General features: G+C 67.9%; 21 protein-coding genes. 10 read left to right on the top strand and 11 right to left on the bottom strand.

Annotated features, from left to right (window positions below):
* Positions 1-25: 25 nt before the first annotated feature.
* Complete coding sequence (gene pstS / locus PJ250_RS19550) at positions 26-1,123, bottom strand: phosphate ABC transporter substrate-binding protein PstS (protein ID WP_271646291.1); 1,098 nt, start codon at positions 1,121-1,123, stop codon at positions 26-28.
* Positions 1,124-1,485: 362 nt separating this feature from the next.
* Positions 1,486-2,472, bottom strand: a complete 987-nt coding sequence (pstS, locus tag PJ250_RS19545) for a phosphate ABC transporter substrate-binding protein PstS (protein WP_271648710.1) — start codon at positions 2,470-2,472, stop codon at positions 1,486-1,488.
* 303 nt (positions 2,473-2,775) lie between these two features.
* Here pstS (PJ250_RS19545) and PJ250_RS19540 point away from each other — a divergent pair, with 303 nt between their 5' ends.
* The 4 genes from PJ250_RS19540 (at position 2,776) to PJ250_RS19525 (ending at position 6,910) form a co-directional block, all read left to right on the top strand.
* On the top strand, positions 2,776-3,987 hold the full coding sequence (locus PJ250_RS19540) for a porin (RefSeq protein ID WP_271646290.1): 1,212 nt from the start codon (positions 2,776-2,778) through the stop codon (positions 3,985-3,987).
* Positions 3,988-4,109: 122 nt separating this feature from the next.
* Positions 4,110-4,502: a hypothetical protein gene (locus PJ250_RS19535; RefSeq protein ID WP_271646289.1), complete on the top strand. Its 393-nt coding sequence runs from the start codon at positions 4,110-4,112 to the stop codon at positions 4,500-4,502.
* Between the two features lie 139 nt (positions 4,503-4,641).
* The gene (locus PJ250_RS19530; RefSeq protein WP_271646288.1) at positions 4,642-5,334 is read left to right on the top strand and encodes a carbonic anhydrase; all 693 of its coding nucleotides are present in this window, start codon (positions 4,642-4,644) and stop codon (positions 5,332-5,334) included.
* 13 nt (positions 5,335-5,347) lie between these two features.
* The gene (locus PJ250_RS19525; protein ID WP_271646287.1) at positions 5,348-6,910 is read left to right on the top strand and encodes a SulP family inorganic anion transporter; all 1,563 of its coding nucleotides are present in this window, start codon (positions 5,348-5,350) and stop codon (positions 6,908-6,910) included.
* 119 nt (positions 6,911-7,029) lie between these two features.
* Here the strand turns inward: PJ250_RS19525 and nth are convergent, their stop codons facing one another.
* From nth to PJ250_RS19510, 3 genes are read right to left on the bottom strand one after another with little or no spacing between them, the layout of a single operon-like run.
* On the bottom strand, positions 7,030-7,713 hold the full coding sequence (nth, locus tag PJ250_RS19520) for an endonuclease III (protein ID WP_271646286.1): 684 nt from the start codon (positions 7,711-7,713) through the stop codon (positions 7,030-7,032).
* Entirely contained in the window at positions 7,710-8,078 is a 369-nt protein-coding gene (locus PJ250_RS19515; RefSeq protein WP_271646285.1) for a hypothetical protein, read from the bottom strand. Before PJ250_RS19515 ends, nth begins: the two co-directional genes overlap by 4 nt.
* Positions 8,079-8,082: 4 nt before the next feature.
* Positions 8,083-8,865 (bottom strand): enoyl-CoA hydratase/isomerase family protein, encoded by a 783-nt coding sequence (locus PJ250_RS19510; RefSeq protein WP_271646284.1) that lies wholly within the window; start codon positions 8,863-8,865, stop codon positions 8,083-8,085.
* A gap of 171 nt (positions 8,866-9,036) precedes the next feature.
* Between PJ250_RS19510 and PJ250_RS19505 the strand changes: the two genes are divergently transcribed.
* The 3 genes from PJ250_RS19505 to PJ250_RS19495 all read left to right on the top strand — a co-directional run bounded on the left by PJ250_RS19505 (position 9,037) and on the right by PJ250_RS19495 (position 11,527).
* The gene (locus PJ250_RS19505; protein ID WP_271646283.1) at positions 9,037-9,768 is read left to right on the top strand and encodes an FKBP-type peptidyl-prolyl cis-trans isomerase; all 732 of its coding nucleotides are present in this window, start codon (positions 9,037-9,039) and stop codon (positions 9,766-9,768) included.
* Positions 9,769-9,863: 95 nt separating this feature from the next.
* A complete protein-coding gene (locus PJ250_RS19500; RefSeq protein WP_271646282.1) occupies positions 9,864-10,664 on the top strand; it encodes a CoA pyrophosphatase in 801 nt (266 codons plus the stop codon).
* The gene (locus tag PJ250_RS19495) at positions 10,661-11,527 is read left to right on the top strand and encodes a sulfurtransferase (protein WP_271646281.1); all 867 of its coding nucleotides are present in this window, start codon (positions 10,661-10,663) and stop codon (positions 11,525-11,527) included. The genes PJ250_RS19500 and PJ250_RS19495 overlap by 4 nt, the downstream gene beginning before the upstream one ends.
* On the opposite strand, the gene PJ250_RS19490 is transcribed toward PJ250_RS19495, so the two are convergent.
* The 5 genes from PJ250_RS19490 to uvrA form a co-directional block, all read right to left on the bottom strand.
* Positions 11,511-12,293: an enoyl-CoA hydratase/isomerase family protein gene (locus PJ250_RS19490; protein ID WP_271646280.1), complete on the bottom strand. Its 783-nt coding sequence runs from the start codon at positions 12,291-12,293 to the stop codon at positions 11,511-11,513. The two genes, PJ250_RS19495 and PJ250_RS19490, sit on opposite strands and share 17 nt — an antisense overlap.
* A 95-nt stretch (positions 12,294-12,388) precedes the next feature.
* Positions 12,389-12,817: an acyl-CoA thioesterase gene (locus PJ250_RS19485; protein WP_271646279.1), complete on the bottom strand. Its 429-nt coding sequence runs from the start codon at positions 12,815-12,817 to the stop codon at positions 12,389-12,391.
* Positions 12,814-15,747 carry a WG repeat-containing protein gene (locus tag PJ250_RS19480; protein WP_271646278.1) on the bottom strand — a complete coding sequence of 978 codons (2,934 nt, stop codon included), beginning with the start codon at positions 15,745-15,747 and terminating at the stop codon, positions 12,814-12,816. The genes PJ250_RS19485 and PJ250_RS19480 overlap by 4 nt, the downstream gene beginning before the upstream one ends.
* On the bottom strand, positions 15,744-17,036 hold the full coding sequence (locus PJ250_RS19475; protein ID WP_271646277.1) for a hypothetical protein: 1,293 nt from the start codon (positions 17,034-17,036) through the stop codon (positions 15,744-15,746). Before PJ250_RS19475 ends, PJ250_RS19480 begins: the two co-directional genes overlap by 4 nt.
* A 161-nt stretch (positions 17,037-17,197) precedes the next feature.
* Positions 17,198-20,152 carry an excinuclease ABC subunit UvrA gene (gene uvrA / locus PJ250_RS19470; protein ID WP_271646276.1) on the bottom strand — a complete coding sequence of 985 codons (2,955 nt, stop codon included), beginning with the start codon at positions 20,150-20,152 and terminating at the stop codon, positions 17,198-17,200.
* Positions 20,153-20,436: 284 nt separating this feature from the next.
* On the opposite strand from uvrA, the gene rplU reads away from it, so the two are divergent.
* The 3 genes from rplU to obgE all read left to right on the top strand — a co-directional run bounded on the left by rplU (position 20,437) and on the right by obgE (position 22,282).
* The gene (gene rplU / locus PJ250_RS19465) at positions 20,437-20,760 is read left to right on the top strand and encodes a 50S ribosomal protein L21 (RefSeq protein WP_271646275.1); all 324 of its coding nucleotides are present in this window, start codon (positions 20,437-20,439) and stop codon (positions 20,758-20,760) included.
* 12 nt (positions 20,761-20,772) lie between these two features.
* Positions 20,773-21,033, top strand: a complete 261-nt coding sequence (gene rpmA / locus PJ250_RS19460; RefSeq protein ID WP_271646274.1) for a 50S ribosomal protein L27 — start codon at positions 20,773-20,775, stop codon at positions 21,031-21,033.
* A gap of 181 nt (positions 21,034-21,214) precedes the next feature.
* Positions 21,215-22,282, top strand: coding sequence for a GTPase ObgE (gene obgE / locus PJ250_RS19455; protein WP_271646273.1), 1,068 nt, complete (start codon positions 21,215-21,217; stop codon positions 22,280-22,282).
* Between the two features lie 261 nt (positions 22,283-22,543).
* Here obgE and rpsT read toward each other — a convergent pair whose 3' ends face one another.
* The gene (gene rpsT, locus PJ250_RS19450) at positions 22,544-22,813 is read right to left on the bottom strand and encodes a 30S ribosomal protein S20 (protein WP_271646272.1); all 270 of its coding nucleotides are present in this window, start codon (positions 22,811-22,813) and stop codon (positions 22,544-22,546) included.
* Positions 22,814-22,925 lie beyond the last annotated feature (112 nt).

Here is a 22,925-nt window from a genome sequence, read left to right as displayed (position 1 = left end):
TGCGTTCGCACGGCCGCCTAAGGCATCACTTGAACGCAGTGCCCCAGTAGGTGGAGATCTGGTCCACCAGCGGCTGCGGCAGCGGCACGTAATGCAGCTCGTCGGCCTGCTTCTGGCCGTTGGCGAAGGCCCACTTGAAGAAGGCCAGCGCATCGGCGTTGTGCTTGGCATCGCCCTGCTTGCGCATCAGCACGAAGGTGGTAGCGGTGATCGGCCAGGCCTGCTCGCCCGGCGCGTTGGTGATCACCAGGTCGAAGTCCTTCGCATTGGCCCACTCAGCGCTTTCGGCGGCGGCGGCGAAGGTCTCGGCGTTCGGCTGCACCCACTGCCCGGCGGCGTTCTGCATGGCGGTGTAGGGCATGGCGCTCTGCAGCGCGTAGGCCAGCTCGACGTAGCCGATGCCGCCCTTGATCTGCTTCACGTACGAGGCCACGCCTTCGTTGCCCTTGCCGCCCACGCCACCCGGCCACTGCACCGAGGTGCCTTCGCCGATCTTGTCCTTCCACTCCGGGCTGACCTTGGACAGGTAGTTGGTGAAGTTGTAGCTGGTGCCCGAGCCGTCGGAGCGGTGGACCAGGCTGATCTTGGTATCGGGCAGCTTGAGGTCGGGATTGGCCGCTACGATGGCCGGGTCGTTCCACTGGGTGACCTTGCCCAGGAAGATGTCGGCCAGCAGCGGGCCGGTCAGGCGCAGCTTGCCGGCGTCCACGCCTTCCAGATTGACCACCGGGACCACGCCGCCGATGGCGACCGGGAACTGGGCCAGGTTGGCTTCGGCCAGTTCTTCCGGCGTCAGCGGCTTGTCGCTGGCGCCGAAGTCGACGGTGCCGGCCTTGATCTGGGCGATACCGCCGCCCGAGCCGATGGACTGGTAGTTGACCTTGTTGCCGGAGATGCCGGCGTAGTCGGCTGACCAGCGCGAGACCAGCGGATAGACGAACGAGGAGCCGGCGCCGGATATCTGTGCGGCATTGGGATTGTCAGCCGCGGGCGCCTGGGCGGCGGCACCGTCGGCGGGCGCGGTGGCGGTGGTGTTGGCCTGGTCGCCGGACTTGCCGCAGGCGGCAACGGCCAGGGCGACGGACAGGGAAAGCAGGGCCACGCGGGCCGGCTTGAGGTTCATCAGCAACTCCAGTCAATGGGACACGGATGCCGGTTCTGGCCGGCAGCTGACGCTATTGGATGATGGTTTTGTTACAGGGTCATGACGCCGTGACCGGCGGCGCCTCCCAAGCGCGGCATGGACCGCACCAGAGCGCTTGATTCCATAGGGATTGGTGGGGATTTCGCTGAAGATTGATCGCGTCATCGATGGCGCGCGGCGGACGCGAATCCACTCCAGGATGCGCGCTGGTCAATGGCCAGGACGGGATCGTGACAGTCTGATGACCGACTGGAAACGATGCGGGCCCGGGAGTGATCCCGGGCCCGCCTGACGCGCGAAGGTGGCACCGGTGCACGCTGGCACCGGTCCACCGACGTCGCTTACTTGATGCTGCTGGCCCAGTAGGCCTCGATCTTCTGCACCAGCTCGGCCGGCAGCGGCACGTAGTCCAGCGCCTTGGCCTGGGCCTGGCCCTGCTCGAAGGACCACTTGAAGAAGTCCAGCGCAGCCTTGGACTGAGCGGCGTTCTTGGGCTTCTTGTACATGATCGCCCAGGTGGTGGCGGTGATCGGCCACGCGTTGGCGCCCGGGGCGTTGGTCATGATCAGGTTGAAGTCCTTGGCCGAAGCCCAGTCGGCGGTCGCCGCGGCGGCCGAGAAGGTCTGGTCGTCCGGCATCACCACCTTGCCAGCCGCATTGCGCATGGCGGCATAGGAAAGCTTGTTCTGCAGGGCGTAGGCGTATTCGACATAGCCGACGCCACCCTTGATCTGGCGCACGTAGGCCGACACGCCTTCGTTGCCCTTGCCGCCGATGCCGGTCGGCCAGGTGACCGAGGTCCCTTCGCCCACCTTGGACTTCCACTCCGGGCTGACCTTGGACAGGTAGTTGGTGAAGTTGAAACTGGTGCCCGAACCGTCGGAGCGGTGCACGACGGTGATGCGCAGCTCGGGCAAGGTCACGCCGGGGTTGAGCGCGGCGATGGCCGGGTCATTCCACTTGGTGATCGAGCCCATGAAGATGGCGGCCAGGGTGGCGCCGTCGAGCTTCATCGCGCCCGGCGCGACGCCCGGCACATTGAACACCGGCACGATGCCGCCGATGACCACCGGGAACTGGCCCAGACCGGACTTGGCCAGGTCGGCGGCGTCCAGCGGCTTGTCCGAGGCGCCGAAGTCGACCGTGGCCGCCTTGATCTGCGCGATGCCGCCGCTGGAACCGATGGACTGGTAGTTCACATGGTTGCCGCTCTTTTCAGCATAGGCAGCCGACCACTTGGACAGCACGGGATACACGAAGCTGGAGCCTGCGCCAGTCACGTCGGTCGCGTTGGCGGCGAACACGCTGGAAGCCAGGGCAAAGGCCAGTGCAAGGCGGGCCTTGGGAAAGGAAGTCACGGTTGAGTCCTCGAGTGGAAAGGTGACGGCGCCATGTGGGGCGCCCGGCGCTATTCCACGACGGTTCCATGATGGTTACGCGGCAGTGGCATTGCAGAAATGTGACGCGCCGAGATCGTCTGGAATCCAGTCCTCGACTGTCTTTTGAATGACACAAAGATGACGCCGGGCTGTCATCGACTTGACGGAATCTTCACTTCGTTCACACGCCGACCCCCTCCTGAAGCGGGGTCTGCATCGCTGCATTCAACCCAACCTCGTGGAGACCTTCCCATGCGTTCCAATCTGCTCGCAACCGCCATCGTCGCGAGTCTCGGCCTGACCGGCCTTGCCCTTAGTGGTTCCGCCAGTGCCCAGCAGGTGTCGGCCGAACAGTTGCAGCAGCTGCAGGCGCAGGTCGCCCAGCTGCAGGCGCAGATCGACGCGCTGCAGGCGCAGGCCGATGCGCAGTCCGATGTGAACGTGGTCCAGGCCAAGGCCACTGAGTCGGTGGCCGAGACCCAGAAGACCGTCGACAAGCTGGCCAAGCTGGTGAACGACACCAAGATCGGCGGACGCATGTTCTTCGATGCCACCAGCATCGATCAAAAGGACAACGGCTCCAAGACCGACGCCACCGGCACGGGCTTCGACGTCAAGCGCTTCTACCTGACGGTCGACCACAAGTTCAATGACATCTGGTCGGCCAACCTGACGACCGACTTCCAGTACCTGTCGGCCATCGGCAACACCGAAGTGTTCGTCAAGAAGGCCTATCTGCAGGGCAAGTTCGACGACGCCTTCGTGTTCCGCGTCGGTGCCACCGACATGCCGTGGATCCCGTACGCCGAGAAGTTCTGGGGCTATCGCTATGTCGAGAACACCCTGACCGATCGCCTGTCCTACGGCACCTCGTCTGACTGGGGTGTGCACGCCAGCGGCGAGCTGGCCGGTGGCATGGCCAATTACGCGGTTTCGGTGGTCAACGGCCGCGGCTATCGCAACTTCAGCCGTAGCAAGGGCGTGGACGTGGAAGCGCGCGTTGGCTTCGCGCCGATGGACAACATGATCATCGCCGTGGGTGGCTACAACGGCAAGCGCGGCCAGGAGACCGAGAACGTCGATCCGCCGCAGACCGCAGAGCGCGTCAACGCCATGGTCGCCTACGCCGCGCCGTCGGGCTATCGCCTGGGTGCCGAGTGGTTCCAGGCCAAGAACTGGGCGGTGACCAACGTGGTCGACGACAAGGCCGATGGCTGGTCGGTGTGGGGCGCGGTCCCGCTGACGGCCTCTGGCATCAATGCCTTCGCCCGTTACGACAAGGCCAACACCAGCAAGGATGTCGACCCGAGTCGTGAGAACAAGTACTTCGACCTGGGTGTCGAGTTCCCGATCACCAAGGGCTTCAAGCTGGCTGCCGTGTACAAGGACACCAAGAACGAGAACGACACCACCCTGGATCTGCATACCAAGGAGTTCGGTGTGTGGGGCGATGTGTCCTTCTAACGACATCGTCATCCAATCGTGATCCGCAGGCGGCGGTGGGACGCAAGTCCCGCCGCCGCCTGTTTTTAGCGCCTTCCAATGTGACACCGGTTCCAGGCGTCCCTGCACGCGCCAGCCGGAAGATGAATTTTGTGCTGTGCAGCACTTGCAACAAAATTGACGCATTCGCTACGGTCCATGACATGACCGTCGGCCTTGTCCACCGCTGCCGCCTTGCCTGCATGACACTCTTGCTGGCATTCGCATGCCTGCAGTTGCCAGGACAGGCGCGTGCATTCGAGCTGGACGCCCCAAGCGGTCGTGCTGACCTGCATGGCGTATCCGAAGACGGCTTGGGCGTTCCGGTGGAGGAGGGCGGCGCCTGGGCGGCCGGGCAAGACATCCCCGACGACGGGTATCCACTGCCGCCGTTCGTGTGGTCCGTCTGTGCCGTGGATCCGACGCATGCGCGTACCACCGCGATCCTCGCCGCCGGCGCATTGCCCGACACCCTGCTGCGCCCACCGTGGGCCTGACCCCCGCCGCTTGACTGGCTGACGCCCTGGTGGCGCGGTCGTCGTGCGCCGTCGTCCATCTGCTTTCCCACTTTCCTACCGCCGGCACGCATCGCGTTGCCGCGTGGTCCGCTGCGTCCCCCCAAAAGAGGTGCCCCCCATGGAAGCCTTGCTTGCAGGTTTCAGCCATTTCCGCGAACACATCTATCCCGAACAGCAAGAGGTCTTCGAACGCCTCGCCTCGGGCCAGACCCCGCATACCTTCTTCATCACCTGCGCCGACTCACGGGTGATGCCCGAGCTGATGTTCAACGCCGGTCCGGGCGAACTGTTCGTCCTGCGCAACATCGGCAACATCGTGCCGCCGTATTCCAACCACGTCGGTGGTGTGACCGCGGCCATCGAGTACGCCGTGGGCGTGCTGGGCGTGTCCAATATCGTGGTGTGCGGGCACACCGACTGCGGTGCGATGAAGGCCGTGCTCAAGCCCGAATCGCTGGATGGCCTGCCATCGGTGGCTGCCTGGCTGCGCCATGCCGATACCGCCCGCCACGTGGCGGCTTCGCACGGCCATGCGCACGCCAGCGACTGCCTGGCCTGCCTGACCGAGGAAAACATCATTTCCCAGCTGGACCACCTGCGCACCCAGCCGCTGGTGGCCACGCGCTTGGCCCACGGCACGCTGCGTATCCACGGCTGGATCTACGACATCGCTGCCGGCGACATCCGCGCATTCGATGCGGCCACGGGGCGCTTCGCGCCGCTGCTCTCGGCTGTGGACGGCGCCGCGCCGGAAGCGACGCCGCCAGCGCGTCTGGGCCTGCTCACGCAGTTCCAAGACGTTGCCGCGTGAAGGAGGCCCAACCATGAGCGCTTCGACGCCTTCCGCGCCCCCGGCGCGTGCCGGCTACTTCTCCCAGGGCCTGTTCGGCCGCGACCTGCTGGCCTCGATCGTGGTCTTCCTTGTCGCCCTGCCGCTGTGCATGGGCATCGCCATCGCCTCGGGCATGCCGCCGGCCTCGGGCCTGATCACCGGCATCGTCGGCGGCCTGCTGGTCGGCATGATCGCCGGCTCGCCGCTGCAGGTCAGCGGGCCCGCCGCCGGCCTGGCGGTGCTGGTGTTCGAACTGGTGCGCCAGCACGGGGTGGCCGCGCTCGGGCCGGTGGTGCTGCTGGCCGGGTTGATCCAGCTCGTGGCCGGGCTGTGCCGCGCCGGGGTCTGGTTCCGCATGACCTCGCCGGCGGTCGTGGCCGGGATGCTTTCGGGGATCGGCATCCTGATCGTGGCCTCACAGTCGCACGTGTTGATGGACGCCAGTCCCAAGGCCCGCGGCCTGGAGAACTTCGCGGCCTTGCCGGCCGTGCTGTGGCAGGCGCTCACCGGCGGCGCGGGCTCCGCGGCGCTGCTGGTGGGGCTGGGCACCATCGCGATCATGCTGGGCTGGGAAAAGCTGCGACCGGCCAGGCTGCGTTTCGTGCCCGGTGCGCTGCTCGCCGTGGTCGGCATCACTGCCGCCGTGCAACTGATGGGCGTGGAGGTGAAGAAGGTCGACGTCCCCACCAACCTGTTGTCGGCCATCGCGATGCCCAGCGTGGCCGACCTCGCAGGCCTGCTGGACACCACGCTGCTGGTCTCGGCGCTGACCTTCGCCTTCATCGCCAGTGCCGAGACGTTGCTGTCGGCCGCGGCGGTGGATCGCATGCATACCGGCGTGCGGACCCGGTACGACCGCGAGCTGGCCGCGCAGGGCGTGGGCAACATGGTGTGCGGGTTCCTCGGTGCCTTGCCGATGACCGGGGTGATCGTGCGCAGCGCGGCCAATGTGCAGGCCAACGCGGCCACGCGCATGTCGGCCATCCTGCACGCATGCTGGCTGCTGGTGTTCGCCATGCTGGTGCCGTGGCTGCTGCGGATGACGCCGGTGGCCTGCCTGGCCGGCATCCTGGTGTTCACCGGCATCAAGATGATCAACCTCAAGCAGGTCAAGTCGCTGGCGGCCTACGGCCGTGGGACCGCGGCGGTCTATCTGGCGACCACGGCGGTGATCGTCGCCACCGACCTGCTGACCGGGGTGATCGTGGGCTTCGCGCTGTCGTTGCTGCGCCTGTCGCTGCATTCCTCGCGCCTGAAGGTCGACGTGCACGAGCCGGAAGGCGAGGGCAACCGCCTAGTGCTGGCCCTGGATGGTTCGGCCACCTTCCTGCGCGTGCCGGAGATGGCGCGCACGTTGGAGCGCGTGCCGCCAGGGCGTGAGCTGCACCTGGACGTGAGCAAGCTACGGCACGTGGACCACGCCTGTCTGGAGCTGCTGCGCGACTTCGCCCGCAACGCCGCCGCACGTGGCAATGCGTTGGTGGTCGACTGGCAGGCGCTCGGAACGCGGACCGAAGGCACCGGCGCCTCGCGGGTTGGGCTCAAACCGGCCTGACGCCGCGTGTTCCGGTTGCCCGAATCGCATGGGCTGCGGGAGGTCTTGTAAGCGCGGGGCGCCGGACCGATCGTCCGGCGCCCTTGCGGTGCTGTATCGCCGCCGTTGCGGAGGTTGGCTCAGCGCACCGCGTCACTGTCCGGCGTCTTGTCCTTGAACCGGCACAGGTCGCGGATCACGCATTGCGGGCAGTCCGGCTTGCGGGCCTTGCAGACATAGCGCCCGTGCAGGATCAGCCAGTGGTGCGCGTTGTACAGGTAATTGGCCGGAATCACCTTGACCAGGGTGTCTTCGACCGCGCGCACGTCCTTGCCAGGCGCCAGCCCGGTGCGGTTGGCGACGCGGAAGATGTGCGTGTCCACCGCCATGGTCGATTCGCCGAAAGCGGTGTTGAGCACCACGTTGGCGGTCTTGCGACCGACGCCGGGCAGGGCCTCCAGGGCCTCGCGCGAACGCGGTACTTCGCCGCCGTGTTGCTCGACCAGGATCCGGCACGCGGCGATGACGTTCCTGGCCTTGGCGTTGAACAGGCCGATGGTGGAGATGTAGCGCTTCAGCCCTTCCTCGCCCAGATCGAGGATGGCCTGCGGCGTGTTGGCGACCGGGAACAGGCGGCGGGTGGCCTTGTTGACGCCCACGTCCGTGGCCTGCGCCGAGAGGGTGACGGCCACCAGCAGCTCGAACGGCGTGGTGTATTCCAGCTCGGTGGTCGGGGTCGGGTTGAGTTCGGCCAGACGCGAGAACAGCTCGGCGATCTCCGCGCGCGTGAGCGTGCGGCCGCGGCGTGCGACGGTGGCGCTCACGTGCGCGAGGGTCCAGCGGCGCGGGCCTTGGCGCGGGCCAGCGCGGCGGCCACGGCGGGCGGCAGTGCGGGCTTGCTGGCCGGTGCCGGCGGCGGCGTGCGACGGGCCTGGCGTTCGGCGGCACGGCGCTGCAGGCGCGCGGTGCGCGCCTCGTAGCGTGCCCGGGCCGCCCATTGCGCGGCCAACTGTCGCTGCATCGCGGCCACGCGGAGCAGGGCGTCCTGGCAGCGCGCGTCCACGGATGCTTCCAGGTCCAGTTCCATCAGCCCGGCCTCGATGGCGTCGTCGAGCCGGTCCTCGGCCAGCAGTGCATCCAGGGCCAGCACCCGCGTGCAGGCAGCCGTGGGGTCTCCAGCGTGCGCCATCGCCTCAACGCCCCTCGAAGATCGGCTTGCGCTTGCCGACAAATGCCGCGGTGCCTTCGCGCATGTCTGCGGTGGCGAACATCAGGCCGAACTGCGCCGCCTCGTACTGCAGGCCTTCGCCCAGTGCCGATTCGCCGCCGTGGACGATGCACTCCAGGATGGCGCGCAACGCCAGGGGCGCGGCGTTGGCCAACTGGGCGGTCAGCGCATCGACGCGAGCGTCGAGTTCGTCGGCAGGCACGACTTCATTGACCAGGCCTAATGCCAGCGCGCGCGTCGCGGTGATCGGCGCACCGAGCAGGCACAGTTCCAAGGCGGCCGCGCGGCTGCTCAATCGCAGCAGGCGCTGGGTGCCGCCGAAGCCGGGGATCAGGCCCAGGTTGATTTCCGGCTGGCCGACCTTGGCGGTCTCGGCGGCGATGCGCAGATGGCAGGCCATCGCCAACTCCAGGCCGCCGCCCAGGGCGAAGCCGTTGATCCGCGCGATCACCGGCTTGGACAGGGTCTCCACCGTGCGCATCAGGGTCTGTCCGCGCAGGCCGAACGCGCGTCCGGCCATCGCGTCCAGGTCGGCCATCTCGGCGATATCTGCCCCGGCGACGAACGCTTTCGCGCCAGCGCCAGTGAGGACGACCACGCGCACGGCCGGGTCGGCATCGGCCGCCAGAAAAGCCTCGGTCAGGGCCTGGATCGTGTGCGCATTCAGCGCATTGAGCTTGTCGGGACGATTGACGGTGATGCGGCGGACCGCGCCGGCATCGTCGATCAGGACCGGGGAATGCACCATGGAACGCCCTTGTTTCGTAAATAAAAGGTAAATCCGGAACTTTCCGTCACGAACCCCTGTCAGAGCCCGCAATGCCTCACTGGCCGTTAAGTCCAGGCGGGGCTATCCTAGCGCGTCAACCTGGGCCGCCTGTTGCGACCCTCACCAATAACCCTTGGAGGTTTGTAAGACATGAAGTTGCGTTTGCTCTCTGCCAGCGTGCTGGCCATGACTCTGGCCGCAGGCACCGCTGCCGCACAGACCTCGAACTCCGCTGCCGCCTCCACCCCGGCGCCGGATCGCAACGCGCTCAGCTACGCCCTGGGTTACGACCTGGGCCGCAACCTGATCGAGAGCGGTGAGTCCGTCGACCTGGCCACCGTGCAGAAGGCCCTCCAGGAAGGCTATGCCAAGAAGGAGCCGAGCGTTCCGGTCGACCAGCTGCGCACCGCCGTGCAGCAGATGGAGCAGCGCCAGCAGGCCAAGGCCAAGGCGGCGTTCGATCAGGCCGCGGCTGCCAACAAGTCCAAGTCCGACGCGTTCCTGGCCCAGAACAAGGCCAAGGCTGGCGTGCAGTCCCTGCCGGGCGGCGTCCAGTACCGGGTCGAGGAGTCGGGCAGCGGCGCCAAGCCGACCCAGGCCAGCACCGTGACCATCCAGTACAAGGGTTCGCTGGCCGACGGCCGCACCTTCGTGGATACCTTCAGTCCGCAGCAGGGCCAGACCACCCCGCCGCCGCCGGCCAGCCTGAAGGTCAGCGAGATTCCGCTGGCGGGCCTGCGCGATGCGCTGGTGCAGATGCCGGCCGGTTCGCGCTGGGAAGTGACCCTGCCGCCGGAGAAGGCTTACGGCAACACCCCGCAGTCGCCGATCGGCCCGAACCAGGCCGTGGTGTTCGACGTCAAACTTATCAGCGTCAAGTAATCCACTTCCGCGAAGCTTGATCGTGCGATGCGCCGGCCTGTCCGGCGCATCGTCGTTTCAGGCGCGTGTTTTTCGCCCGATCCCCCGTATCGCCGATGCCATCCCCCTCTTCAACCCAGCTGTCGCCCTGCATCGGTGTGTGCGCACTGCATGAGGGCGTGTGCACGGGATGCCTGCGCACGCTGGAGGAAATCGCCGCCTGGTCGCGGATGGGCGATGATGCCCGCAGGGCCCTGATGGAGCGCTTGCCTGGAAGACGTCCGCCCATGTCACTGGAACTTGCATCACGTCTGCCGGAGTACACCGCGCTCGCCAGGGCGCTGCATCCGTTGGAGACGCCGCCGGCCACGCAGGGCTGGAATCATGGCGAGCTGGAAGACCTCCTGCCACCGGGACCGCCCGCTGCCGCGGCGGTGCTTGCGGGGCTGGTCCCGCACGCGCACGGCACCACGGTCTTGCTCACCCGCCGGCATGACGGGTTGCGCCACCACGCCGGGCAGGTGAGCTTTCCGGGCGGCCGCGTGGATCCGGGCGATGCCGATGCGGTAGCCGCGGCATTGCGCGAGAGTGATGAGGAGATCGCGCTCAAGGCAGGCCAGGTCATGCCGCTGGGACTGCTGGATACCTTCGCCACGGTCAGCGGCTTCCTGGTGACACCGGTGGTGGCGGTGATCGATCCGGCCTTCGTGCCGATCCCCAACCCGGGCGAGGTGGCCGAAGTGTTCGAAGTGCCACTGGATTACCTGATGGAGCCGCGCAACCTGCGCACGGTGGAACTGGAGTTCAAGGGACGTGCGCGGACGGTGCTGGAGTACGACTGGGCCCAGCAGCGCATCTGGGGCGCCACGGCTGGCATCCTCTACAACTTGCGCAGACGCTTGGAGAAAAGCCGATGAACTGGAACACGCTGGTCGACCCCACGCTGCTGGCGCTGCACCTGCATGATCCGGACCTGAGGATCGTCGATGCGCGTTTCGTCCTGACCGATCCGGCCGCAGGACGCGCCGGCTATGCGCAGTCGCACCTGCCACATGCGGCCTACGCCGATCTCAACGAGGACCTGGCCGACCTGTCGCGGGTCGCGGCGGGCGAGGGACGGCACCCGCTTCCCGACGAAGCGACCTTTGCCGCGCGGCTGGGGCAGTGGGGCATCGAGCCACGGCATCAAGTTGTGGTCTATGACGCCACCGACGGCAGCATGGCCGCCGCGCGCCTGTGGTGGATGCTGCGCTTGCTGGGGCATGCGCGGGTGGCCGTGCTCGACGGCGGACTGGCTGCATGGCGCGGCGCGGGCCTGCCCGAAACGGCGGACCTGCCCGAGCCGGATCCGGCGAGCCCTGCGTATCCGGGCCGGTTCGACCGCAGCCAGATCGTCGATGCCCAGGCCGTGGCCGCGCGCCTGTCCGAGTCTCCCGGCTGGCTCATCGATGCACGGGCGTTCGAGCGCTACAGCGGGCAGCATGAGCACGTGGACCGGGTCGCCGGGCATGTACCGGGCGCGGTGAATCGTCCCTATGCGGACAACGTGGCCGATGGCCGATTCCGCGACGCGCAGGCCATCCGCATGGAACTGCTGGAACTGCTGGCGCAGCGCGGGCCGCATCGCGCCGATGAAGTCGTGCTGATGTGCGGATCCGGTGTCACCGCTTGCCATCAGCTGCTGGCCTTCGAACATGCCGGCCTGCCGGGCGCCAAGCTCTATCCAGGCTCGTGGAGCGGCTGGATTTCCGATCCGGCCCGGACTATCGCGACTTCCTGAGTCGTGCGGCCATCGCCTGGAGCGCAGCCTGGGTGTCAGGGCCGAACCAGTCGTCGATGAACTCGTCCAGCACCACGCTGTCCAGCGCGATGCCCAGATCGGCACGGGCGACCTGACGGGTCTTGCGCAACGGCGTCTGCGGCAGGCGCGTCAGCGACCGCAGCCAATCCACGGCGTGCTGCACGGTGGCGGCGGCATCGTCGGCCAGCGCATCGACCAGGCCGATCTGCAGGGCGTGTTCGGCGCTGACCATGGCGCCGGGGACCAGCAGCAGGGAGGCGCGGTGTGCGCCGATCACGCGCCGCATCAGGTGCTGGATGCCGTCCGGCACGGCCAGGCCGACCTGGGTTTCGTTGAGGCCGATCTGCAATGGGCGCGCCGGGTCGGCGCTGCGACACATCACCCGGTAGTCGCCGCACAACGCCAGCACGCAGCCACCGGCCGGCGCGTGGCCGGTGAGGGCGAAGGCCACCGGTACTGGGGCGGCGGCGATGGCCTTGGCCACGTCGAAGAAGGCGGACCAGGTCGCGTGCAGCGCGGCGCGGTCCCGCCCGTGCGAGATCAGGTGCGGCACATCCAGGCCGCCGGAAAACACGCTGTCGTTCCCCGAGAGCACCACGCCGGACACCGCGTCATCGGCGAAGGCGTCGGCGAGCGCCTGCAGCAGCGCCGCGCATAGTGCGTCATCGAGCGCATTGACCGGCGGACGCGCCAGGCGCAGCTCGCGCACCGGGCCGTGGGACTGGACGTGGACAAGCTCGGACATCTGGGCGTCTCCCATGCAACAAGGCCCGCATGATAGCGGGCCCGTGCGGCTGCGTATGGTAGGCGGACGCTGCTCCCCGCCGCCTGGCTCGCAGGTCAGCTCGAGGCTGCGCGCACGGCCTCGGGGATCGGCGCGCTCTTGCCGGTGGCCGTGTCGATCCACACCACCACCACGTGGCCGTCCGAATACAGCACGGTGTCGTCGTTGTCGGCCACGATGCGATGGCCGATGGTCACGCTGGAGTTGCCCAGGCGCTCGACGAACAGCTCCACCACGATGTCGTTGGGCCACACGATCGGCAGGCGGTAATTGACGTGGGTGTTGGCCACCACCGGCGAGATGCCGCTGCCCATGCGGGCGCCGCCGGTGACGCCGTGCATCCAGCGTACGCGGGCCTCTTCCAGGTAGGAGATGTACTTGGCGTTGTTGACGTGGCCGTAGGCATCCATGTCGCGCCAGCGCACGCTGATCGGGATGCGGGCCAGCACCTTGTGCGCGGCTGGGGTGTCGGGGGATTCGCTCATCGGGTCTGTGCCTGTGGGTGGGGAGGTGGGGTGTCGCAGCTGGCCGGGGCATTGGATGGCCAGACGATGCGGTCATTCTCGCCGATCAGCACCGGCTCGCGCCCGCAGCGCCAGGCGCCCTGGGCCAGCACCTTTCCCTCGCGGTCGGCCAGGCCCAGGTTGTGTCGGGCGATCACCACCGCCCGTCCCTCGTTGAACGGGCGCGCGCCACTGAATCGTGCCGGGATGGCGATGCGGCCCTGGCGGTCCAGGTAACCGAAGTGGAAGCGAAGCTCGCCATCATCGTCGCGGCTGGACTGCTGGAAGGCCGCTCTTCCCTCGTGCATGGACGCGATGAGATCGAAGGGATAGCGCCCCAGGACCCGGCCCTCACTGTCGGCCAGACCGACCTGGGCCCGCGCGGTGGGCAACCGTGGCTTGAAGGCGATCACGCCTTCTGAGTAGCGGTGCCACTTGTCCACCTTGCCGGGGACCACGGCCCGCACCTTGAACCCGAGGTCCCGAAACACCGTGTAGACATCGTCCTGGCCGGCGTGCGCGCGCATGGGCCACCAGGTGCCGGGCGCCGCCTCGTCCGCCTGCAGGGGCACCTGCGGCGTCGACACACGCCCCCGCAGGTCGATCAGTTGCGGCTGTCCCTGCACGTAGCGCACCCGGGGGACGATGTCGGCGGCCGAGGACAGGTCGACATCGCGCGGCGCGGCCACGACCTGGCCCTGAGCATCGACCAGGCCTTCCCAGTCCGGCCGCCACGCCGCGAACCAGCCATCGCCCAGTGCGCGGACCTGCTCGTAGCGCGGCGGCAGCAGCACCTGGCCTTGCAGGGAAAGCACACCGGCCCTGGGACCGTTGACGCGCAGGGTGTCGTCCACGGCGCGGTAGGTGAGTTCCTCGTAACGCGGCGGCACGATCTGACGCCCATCCGCGTCCACCCAGCCGTGCAACCGATGACGGCTGTCCTGGTCGCGGTAGGTCACGGTGGACGTCCAGCCGATGTGTTGGTGCGCCTTGTTCTGCCGAGGCTGGAAAGGCGCGTCGTAGCGCGGTGGCAGGCGCCAGCGGCCGTGCGGATCGATCAGGCCATAGCGCTCCCCGGACTTGGCCGACGCCAGCCCGCCATGGAACGCATCGGCGCGCACGCGCACGCCTTCGGGCAGGTTCACGTGTTCCAGCTTGGCGTCGGACACGGTGAAGCGGTACAGCGCGCCTTGACCATCGTTGCCGAGCATCACCCCCTCGGCCACGGCCGTGGCATGGCGGAAGTGAGGCGGCGGTTCGACGGCGTGGCCCTGTGCATCGACGATCCAGGGAATGCGGTGTTCGTCGATGGCTTCGGCCAGCCCATGATGGAAGCGCTCCAGGCGGCGGAAGCGCGGCGCGACGATCCACTGGCCGTCGGCATCGATGGCGCCGAAACCGGCTTCTGTCTGGACCGGTAGCGGCCCTTCGGGCACCTCGCCCCGCAGGGTCGGGCGGTAGGTGCCCCAGGTCGAGTCGGCGCGCCACAGCGGGTCGGTGACCAGCGTGTAGTCAGAGGTAAGCACCCCGACCCGACCGTCGCCGGAGAGCAGGGCGACGGGCAGCGCGCGCGGACCCTTGCGCGGCGTGTCCTGGGTCCTGGCCACCAGCACGATGCGGTCCAGGACTCCGCCCTCGGCAGGCTCCAACCGGTGTCCATCGGACTGGAACACGAGACGACCGCTGGCATCGAAGACCTGCATGGCGATGTCGTCCGCGCCACTGCGGCTGTCGGTGTCGCGGGTGCTGAGGATGAGATGGTCCTCGTCGGCCTGCACGGTCGGTGCGGCCACGGCAGCCCGGATTGGCCTGCGCAGGCCCGCTCGCAGCACCCAACTCTGGCCGCACCCGGCCAGCACCGCCCAGGGGCCGTCGGCGGGGCCCTGCACGCGGACCTTGTCGAGGTTCGGGCAGTCGATCGACTGGCGCACGCGGCCGCGGCGGTCGATCAGGTCGGTGGCGTCCTTGGTATGCCCCACGTACCAGCCGCGCGGCTCGTCATCCAACTGCTGGTAGCGCTCGGGAAGCTTGAATGCACCGTGCGTGTCGACCAGGCCCAGGCCGGGGCCATCGGGCGTGCGGGCGACGGCCAGGCCGTGGCGGAAGTCCTTCAGGATCTCGAACCGTGCCGGCACCTGGAGCCGGCTCTGCACATCGACCGCGCCGCGCAGGGGGCCGGGAGCGCGTTCGCCGTCACGGGGCGGGCGCACGATCATCAGTGCGTCGCGCAATTCGCGCGAGGCCGTGTCCTTGGGCATCGGGAACTGCCGGCCGTCGACGTTCACCAGCAGCTCTTCGCGGCGGCGTTGCATGGGATACAGGCCGGCGTCGTTGGGGCGATAGCGCACCGAGGTGTCTGCCGGGAAGCGCTGCACCACCATGCCCTGGCCATTCACCATCACGCTGCGACCATCCTGGCGCAGCGCGATCGCCGTGTGGCCGTTGTACGGCCCGATGAACCCATAGTCGGCGGCGATCGTCCACTGGCCCTGGCGGTCGATCTGACCCCAGTGGCCGCCCTCGCGCTTGGCCGAGGCGCGCCCATGCGAGAACGCCTCGGCCTGCTCGAAGGCCGGCGCGATCACCCAGCGGCCCTGGCGGTCCACGTAGCCCCAGCGTTCGCCCGAACGCGCCGGCGCCAGACCGTCGTCGAAGTGGCCCAGTTCGGCAAACCGCGGCGGGATGGCGACCTCGCCGTTGCGATCCAGCGCGCCCCAGCGGCCGTCCAGCTTGAAGCGCGCAAGCCCGTCATGCAGGTCGCAGAGGGCTTCGACGGCCGAGTCCTCGCTGCCGGGCAGGGAGCAGGGCGTGTCTGACTGTGCGAAGGCCGGTGCTGCCCAGCTCAGCAGGGGCAGCAGCACGACCGCGATGCGCGAACGCGCGCAGGTGATGGCAGCAGCTGCATGCGTCATGGCCGTGCCTCCTGCCAGGCGTGACGGGCCCGGAGCAGCATGGCCGCAGGAGCGCCTGCGTCGATGAGCGCGGTCCGGTCTGGCAGGGCCAGGCGCGGCCAGACCCGAGCCGCCTCGGTGTCCTGGCGCAGGGTGCTGCGTGCGGCATGCCAGGCAACCAGGCACAGGGCCGGATTGCGGTCGGCGCCCGCCTGATAGGCACCGCGGCGTAGGCCCCAGGCCTGGCGGTGGACTTCCTGACGGTTGCTACGGATCGCCTGCAGTAGGGCCTGGGCCGGTACCGGCATCCGGTAGAGCACCTGGGCATCGCGTGCACGACTGCGCCAGACGATGGCCTGGGGCATCGCGATCCCGCTGCGGCAGTCCAGGTGGATCTGTTCGTGCAGGCTGGCATCGCGCCGTGCCTGCTCGGGCAGATCGGCTGGCAGGTCCTGCTCGTCCAGGGTGAGGAACGGCGCGGGCGTTTCGAAGCGCAGGCTGGCGTCGGATTCGATCTGCAGGGTTCCGGCAATCGGCGCGAAATGCGCCTGCGCCCAGGGCTCCAATGCCTGTTCGATCCGTTGTCGGGTGGCCGCGTCCCAATGCGGGGCTGGTACGTCGGCCTTGCCCATGACCTGGCGTCGCCAGCGGGCGTAGCCCTCCAGGGCCGCCCGGTAGATGGCGTCCGGCGTGGTGGGCACGGTCTTCAAGGTTTCGGGGTCGAAGCGGTATTCCTCGCGTTCGAACAACGTATCGGTGTCGCGCTGGAGCACGCGCTGGATCGGCACGAAGCTCAGCGCGGGGGGTGTCGTCGCGGCCAGTGCGCGGCGGCGCTCGCGCAGGCTGGCGTCGGCCGCCGCCGCGCAGGCCAGGAACGTCTCCGAGCGCTCCGGCCAGAGCTTGCCATCACCGCGCTCGATCTGCTCGGCTAGGCGATCGGCCTGTGTGCCGGGCTGGACGTCGCGCCGGGCCAGGACATGGCCCTCGCGGTCCAGCAACCGTTGCTGGACAGGCACGAAGTGGCCGGTTCGACAGTCGATCAGTTTGGTCTCGTATTCGTACCAGGCGGCCTTGTCGGCCTGGTCGGGCCAGTGATCATGGTCATGGCGCGGGTAGCGCGACGCCGACGCCAGCAGGCCGTCCTCACGCCAGTGCAGGGCCGAGAGATCCACCGCATGGGCGGTGTCGCGGGCGTACATGGGGAAGTACAGCCAGTTGGCTTCGTCGGTGTCGACGCTTGCCGCTGGCGCGGCCTGGCTGGCGGAGAAGGCACTGGCGGCGGCCAGCGTGCAAATCAGAGTCGTGCGCAAATCCAAAACGTATCTAGCCCTGTCCGTGTGGGTCGAGGGCAAGGCATTGTCCAGATCATGGCGCGGAGTTCAAACACGCCGCGCGGACTTCGTGACGCCCAGTACAGCTTGGGCGCCGTAGCGAATCGGCGCGGCTGCCGGGAGGCAGCCTGACGCCGGGGTCAGCTGGCGGCTTTCTTCTTTGCGGACTTGGCCGATTTCCGTGCGGCCTTCGCGGCCTTCTTGGCCGCCATGCGCGGCGGCAGGACCTCATCCTTGGCGGTGGCCGCCGGCTTGCTGGCCTTGGCGGCCGTGTCGGGCAGCAGCTTGGCCAGGAAGTGGCCCGTGTACGAGTCAGGATGCGCGGCGATTTCCTCCGGCGTGCCGGTGGCCACGATGGTGCCGCCGCGATGGCCGCCCTCCGGTCCCAGGTCCACGACCTGGTCGGCGGTCTTGATCACGTCCAGGTTGTGTTCGATCACCACGATGGTGTTGCCGTCGTCGCGCAGCTTGTGCAGCACTGCCAGCAGGTGTTCGATGTCGTGGAAGTGCAGGCCGGTGGTCGGTTCGTCCAGGATGTACAGCGTGCGCCCGGTATCGCGACGCGAGAGTTCCTTGGACAGCTTCACGCGCTGGGCCTCGCCGCCGGACAGCGTGGTGGCGCTCTGGCCGAGCTTGACGTAGCTCAGGCCCACGTCCATCAGCGTTTCCAGCTTGCGCGCGATCGAGGGCACCGGCTCGAACAGCTTGAGCGCGTCCTCGACCGTCATTTCCAGCACGTCGTTGATGTTGAAGCCCTTGTAGAGGATCTCCAGCGTCTCGCGGTTGTAGCGCTTGCCGTGGCACACATCGCAGGGGACGTAGACGTCGGGCAGGAAGTGCATCTCCACCTTGATCAGGCCATCGCCCTGGCAGGCCTCGCAGCGGCCGCCGCGCACGTTGAAGCTGAAACGGCCGGGTGAGTAGCCGCGCGCACGCGACTCGGGGACCTGCGCGAACAGCTCACGCAGCGGGGTGAACAGTCCGGTGTAGGTCGCCGGGTTGGAGCGTGGCGTACGCCCGATCGGCGACTGGTCGATGTCCACCACCTTGTCGAACAGGTCCAGCCCGGTGATCTCGCCGTACGGCGCCACCGGATGCGAGGCGCCGTTGATCTCGTTGGCGGTCAGCGAGAACAAGGTGTCGTTGATCAGCGTGGACTTGCCCGAGCCGGACACGCCGGTGATGCAGGTGAACAGCCCCGAGGCGATCTCCAGATCCACGCCCTTGAGGTTGTTGCCGCGCGCCCCGGTGAGCTTGAGCACCATCTTGGGGTTGGCCTTGTGCCGGATCTTGGGCACCTCGATGCGGCGCTTGCCCGACAGGTACTGGCCGGTGAGCGAACGCGGGGCGTCCAGCAGGTCCTGCACCGAACCTTCGCCCACGATCTCGCCGCCATGCACGCCGGCGCCGGGGCCGATATCGAGCACGTGGTCGGCCGCGCGGATCGCGTCCTCGTCGTGTTCGACCACGATCACCGTGTTGCCCAGGTCGCGCAGGCGGGTCAGGGTGCCGAGCAGGCGCTCGTTGTCGCGCTGGTGCAGGCCGATGGAAGGCTCGTCCAGCACGTACATCACCCCGACCAGGCCGGCGCCGATCTGGCTGGCCAAACGGATGCGCTGGGCCTCGCCGCCGGACAGAGTGTCGGCCTTGCGTTCCAGGGTCAGGTAATCCAGGCCCACGTCGATCAAGAAGCCCAGCCGCTCGCCGATTTCCTTGACGATCTTGGTGGCGATCTCGCCGCGCCAGCCGGTGAGCTTCATCTCACGGAAGAAGGCCAGGGCGTGGTCCACTGGCATCACCGCAATTTCAGGCAGCGCGCGGTCGGCCACGAACACGTTGCGCGCGGCGCGGTTGAGGCGTGCGCCCCCGCACTCGGGGCAGGGCTGCTCGCTGATGTACTTGGACAGCTCCTCGCGCACGGCCGGCGATTCTGTCTCGCGGTAGCGGCGCTCCAGGTTGGGCACGATGCCTTCGAACTTGTGCTTGCGCTGGGTGCGCCCGCCCGATTCGGTGAGGTAGGTGAAGGTGATCACCTCGTTGCCGCTGCCGTACAGCACTGCCTGCTGGACCTTCTCCGGCAGGATCATCCACGGCGCGTCCACGTCGAACTTGTAGTGCCGAGCCAGCGAGGCGATCAGCTGGAAATAGTAGGCATTGCGCCGATCCCAGCCGCGCACCGCGCCGGCTGACAGCGCCAGCTCCGGATGCACCACCACGCGCGCCGGGTCGAAGAACTGGGCCACGCCCAGGCCGTCGCACTTGGGGCAGGCCCCGACCGGCGAATTGAACGAAAACAGGCGCGGTTCCAGCTCGGGCAGCGAGTAGTCGCAGACCGGGCAGGAGTACTTGGAGGAGAACAGCTGCGGGGTGGCGTCCGGGCGATCCAGCGACATCACCGAGGCCATGCCGTCGCCCAGCTTCAGCGCGGTCTCGAAGCTCTCGGTGAGGCGTTGCTTGATGTCCGCGCGCGGCTTGAAGCGGTCGATCACCGCCTCGATCGTGTGCTTCTGGCGCAGGGCCAGGGTCGGCACCGCGTCGATCTCGTGCAGCTGCCCATCCACGCGCACGCGCACGAAACCCTGCGCCCGCAGCTGGTCGAAGACCTGGGCGTGCTCGCCCTTGCGCTCGCGGATCACCGGTGCCAGCAGCATCCAGCGCTGCTCGCCATCCAGCGCCAGTACCTGATCGACCATCTGGCTGACAGTCTGGGCCTCCAGCGGGTAGCCGTGGTCCGGGCAGCGCGGGCTGCCCACGCGGGCGTAGAGCAGGCGCAGGTAGTCGTAGATCTCGGTGATGGTGCCCACGGTGGAGCGCGGGTTGTGCGAGGTGGACTTCTGTTCGATCGAGATCGCCGGCGACAGGCCCTCGATGGTGTCCACGTCCGGCTTTTCCATCACACTCAGGAACTGCCGGGCGTAGGCCGACAGCGACTCGACGTAGCGGCGCTGGCCTTCGGCGTAGATGGTGTCGAACGCCAGCGAGGACTTGCCCGAGCCGGACAGGCCGGTGATCACGATCAGCTTGTCGCGAGGCAGGTCGAGGTCGATGTTCTTGAGATTGTGCGTGCGTGCGCCGCGGATGCGGATACTGTCCATGCCTGGGGGGTCTGGCCTGTGCAGGGGAGGAGCGCCGGCGCGTGTCGATCCGGTGCGAATCGATCAGCCTAGCGAGTCCCCTGTATGGGGGCAATTGACAGGTTTCCGAAGGGGCCGGGCGCCCGCCGCGCCGATCGTCGGGCCGCGCGCGCGCCGTTCAGTGCGGAGCTGGGGGGTGACTTGCTCCAAGTCACTGATCCGGATATGATTCCGCTTCTGTCCGCCCCTCGATGGGCGGCAGGCACGAGAATAACTACGAAAAGCCAACACTAGAGGAAGCACCCATGTACGCAGTTCTGGTCACGGGCGGCAAGCAGTATCGCGTCATGCAGGGCGAAACCCTGCGCGTTGAGAAGCTGGACGCCGAAGCCGGTAAGGACATCACTTTCGACACCCTGCTGATGCTGGGCGACGAAAACGGCATCAAGCTGGGCGATGCGCTGAAGGGCGCCACCGTCACCGCGACGGTCAAGTCGCACGGCCGCGCCGACAAGGTCCGTATCATCAAGTTCCGCCGCCGCAAGCACCACATGAAGCAGATGGGTCACCGGCAGCACTACACCGAAATCGAGATCACCGGAATCACTGGTTCCGGCGACAACAAGTAAGGAGCGCAAGTCATGGCACATAAAAAGGGCGTAGGTTCCTCGCGCAACGGCCGCGACTCCAATCCGAAGATGCTGGGCGTGAAGATCTATGGTGGCCAGGCGATCGAAGCCGGCAACATCATCGTTCGCCAGCGTGGCACCCAGTTCCATCCGGGTCAGGGCGTCGGCCTGGGTCGCGACCACACGCTGTTCGCGCTGGTCGACGGCAAGGTGGACTTCTCGGTGAAGGGCGCCAAGAAGCGTCGCACCGTGAGCGTGGTCGCCGAGGCGTAAGCCTTCGCGATACCGCCGCGAAAGCCCCGCTTCGGCGGGGTTTTTCGTTTCAGTGCCACCTGCCGGTGGTGTGCGGCATGGGCCGCCCTCGTGGGGCGGCGCTGCCGCTAGACTTTCGGGCCGTGCGCATCGTGCGCGGCTCGTGCGCTTCAACCCTCTTTTCTTTCCGGTCCCCATTCCCATGAAACTCGTAGACGAAGCCGAAATCCAGGTCATCGCCGGCAACGGCGGCAATGGCTGCGTCGGCTTCCGCCGCGAAAAGTTCATCCCGCTCGGCGGCCCGGACGGTGGCGACGGCGGTGACGGCGGCAGCGTGTGGCTGCAGGCCGACGAAAACCTCAACACGCTGGTCGATTTCCGCCACCAGCGTCGCTTCAACGCCCAGCGTGGCGAGAACGGCATGGGGCGGCAGATGTACGGCAAGGCGGGCCAGGACCTGGTCATCACCGTGCCGGTCGGCACGGTGGTGGTGAACGTGGGCACCGACGAGGTCATCGGCGACCTGACCGTCCATGGCGACCGCCTGCTGGTGGCGCGCGGAGGCAAGGGCGGGCTGGGCAACATGCACTTTAAGTCCTCGGTGACCCGCGCGCCGCGCAAGGCCACGCCGGGCGAGGAGGGCGAGGAGCGCCTACTCAAGCTGGAGCTGAAGCTGCTGGCCGACGTGGGCCTGCTGGGCTTCCCCAATGCCGGCAAGAGCACTCTGATCCGCGCCGTGTCGGCGGCCACGCCCAAGGTGGCCGATTACCCGTTCACCACGCTGTATCCGAACCTGGGCGTGGTCAGCGTCGAGGCGCACCGCAGCTTCGTCATCGCCGACATCCCCGGCCTGATCGAGGGCGCGGCCGATGGCGCGGGCCTGGGGGCACAGTTCCTGCGCCACCTGCAGCGCACCCGCCTGCTGCTGCACCTGGTGGACATGGCGCCGGTGGACGAGGCCTATGCCGACACCGGCGTGACCATTTCTCCGGCCGAGCAGGTTCGGGCGATCGAGCGCGAACTGCACAAGCACGATGCGGCGCTGCTGGACAAGCCGCGCTGGCTGGTGCTCAACAAGGCCGACCTGATGTTCGAGGGCGAAGCTGCAGAGCGCGCGCGCGCAGTGGTGGCCGAACTGGGCTGGGAAGGTCCGTGGTACGTGACCTCGGCGATCTCGCGCGAGGGCACCTTCCCGATCATGAAGGACGTGATGGCCTTCTTCGATCGACAGCGCGAGGAAGCGGCCGAGGCCGCACGAGACGCCGGCTGAGGGCTGCCGGTGCGGGTCTGCTGTCCTGCCCGTAGAGCGGAGCTTGCTCCGCTGGAGCTTCCCCCTGTGGGCCTGGCGTGCAGCGCTGCGGCGGGGAGGGGGTGCGCATGTCGGGATGGGAATGACAGCAGCCGCAACCGCAGCGGAGCAAGCTCCGCTCTACGGCGGGGCGCGCGCGCTTGTTTCGGTGCGGCCGATCGCCGGGCAACAAAAAACCCGGCCGAAGCCGGGTTTCCTGTCGCCCTTGCCGTCAAGCGTGCATCACGCGGCCTGGAGGGCCTTGATGCGTGCGGTCAGGCGGCTCTTGTGACGGGCGGCCTTGTTGCGGTGGATCAGACCACGCGAGCTGAAACGGTCCAGCAGCGGCTGGGCGGTGGCGAAGGCTGCCTGGGCGCCGGCGGCGTCGTTGGCATCCAGCGCCTTGATGACTTTCTTCACGGCGGTGCGCAGCATGGAGCGCTGGGCGACGTTGCGCGCATTGCGCACGACGGTCTGCTTGGCGCGCTTCTTGGCGGACTTGATATTGGCCACGTTGGGATCCTGAGAATTCTTGGGTTGACGGCGGGCGGGAAAAACGAACGGGAAATTATGGGCTATTCAATGGGTTGGGTCAACACGGCGTGCACGGGGCGGTCCTGGCCGG

Origin of the sequence: Pseudoxanthomonas sp. JBR18, from assembly GCF_028198165.1 — a bacterium.
Taxonomy (GTDB): Bacteria; Pseudomonadota; Gammaproteobacteria; order Xanthomonadales; family Xanthomonadaceae; genus Pseudoxanthomonas_A.
Note: the sequence above shows the minus strand (reverse complement) of the source record. Positions and strands in the feature narration are given on the sequence as shown.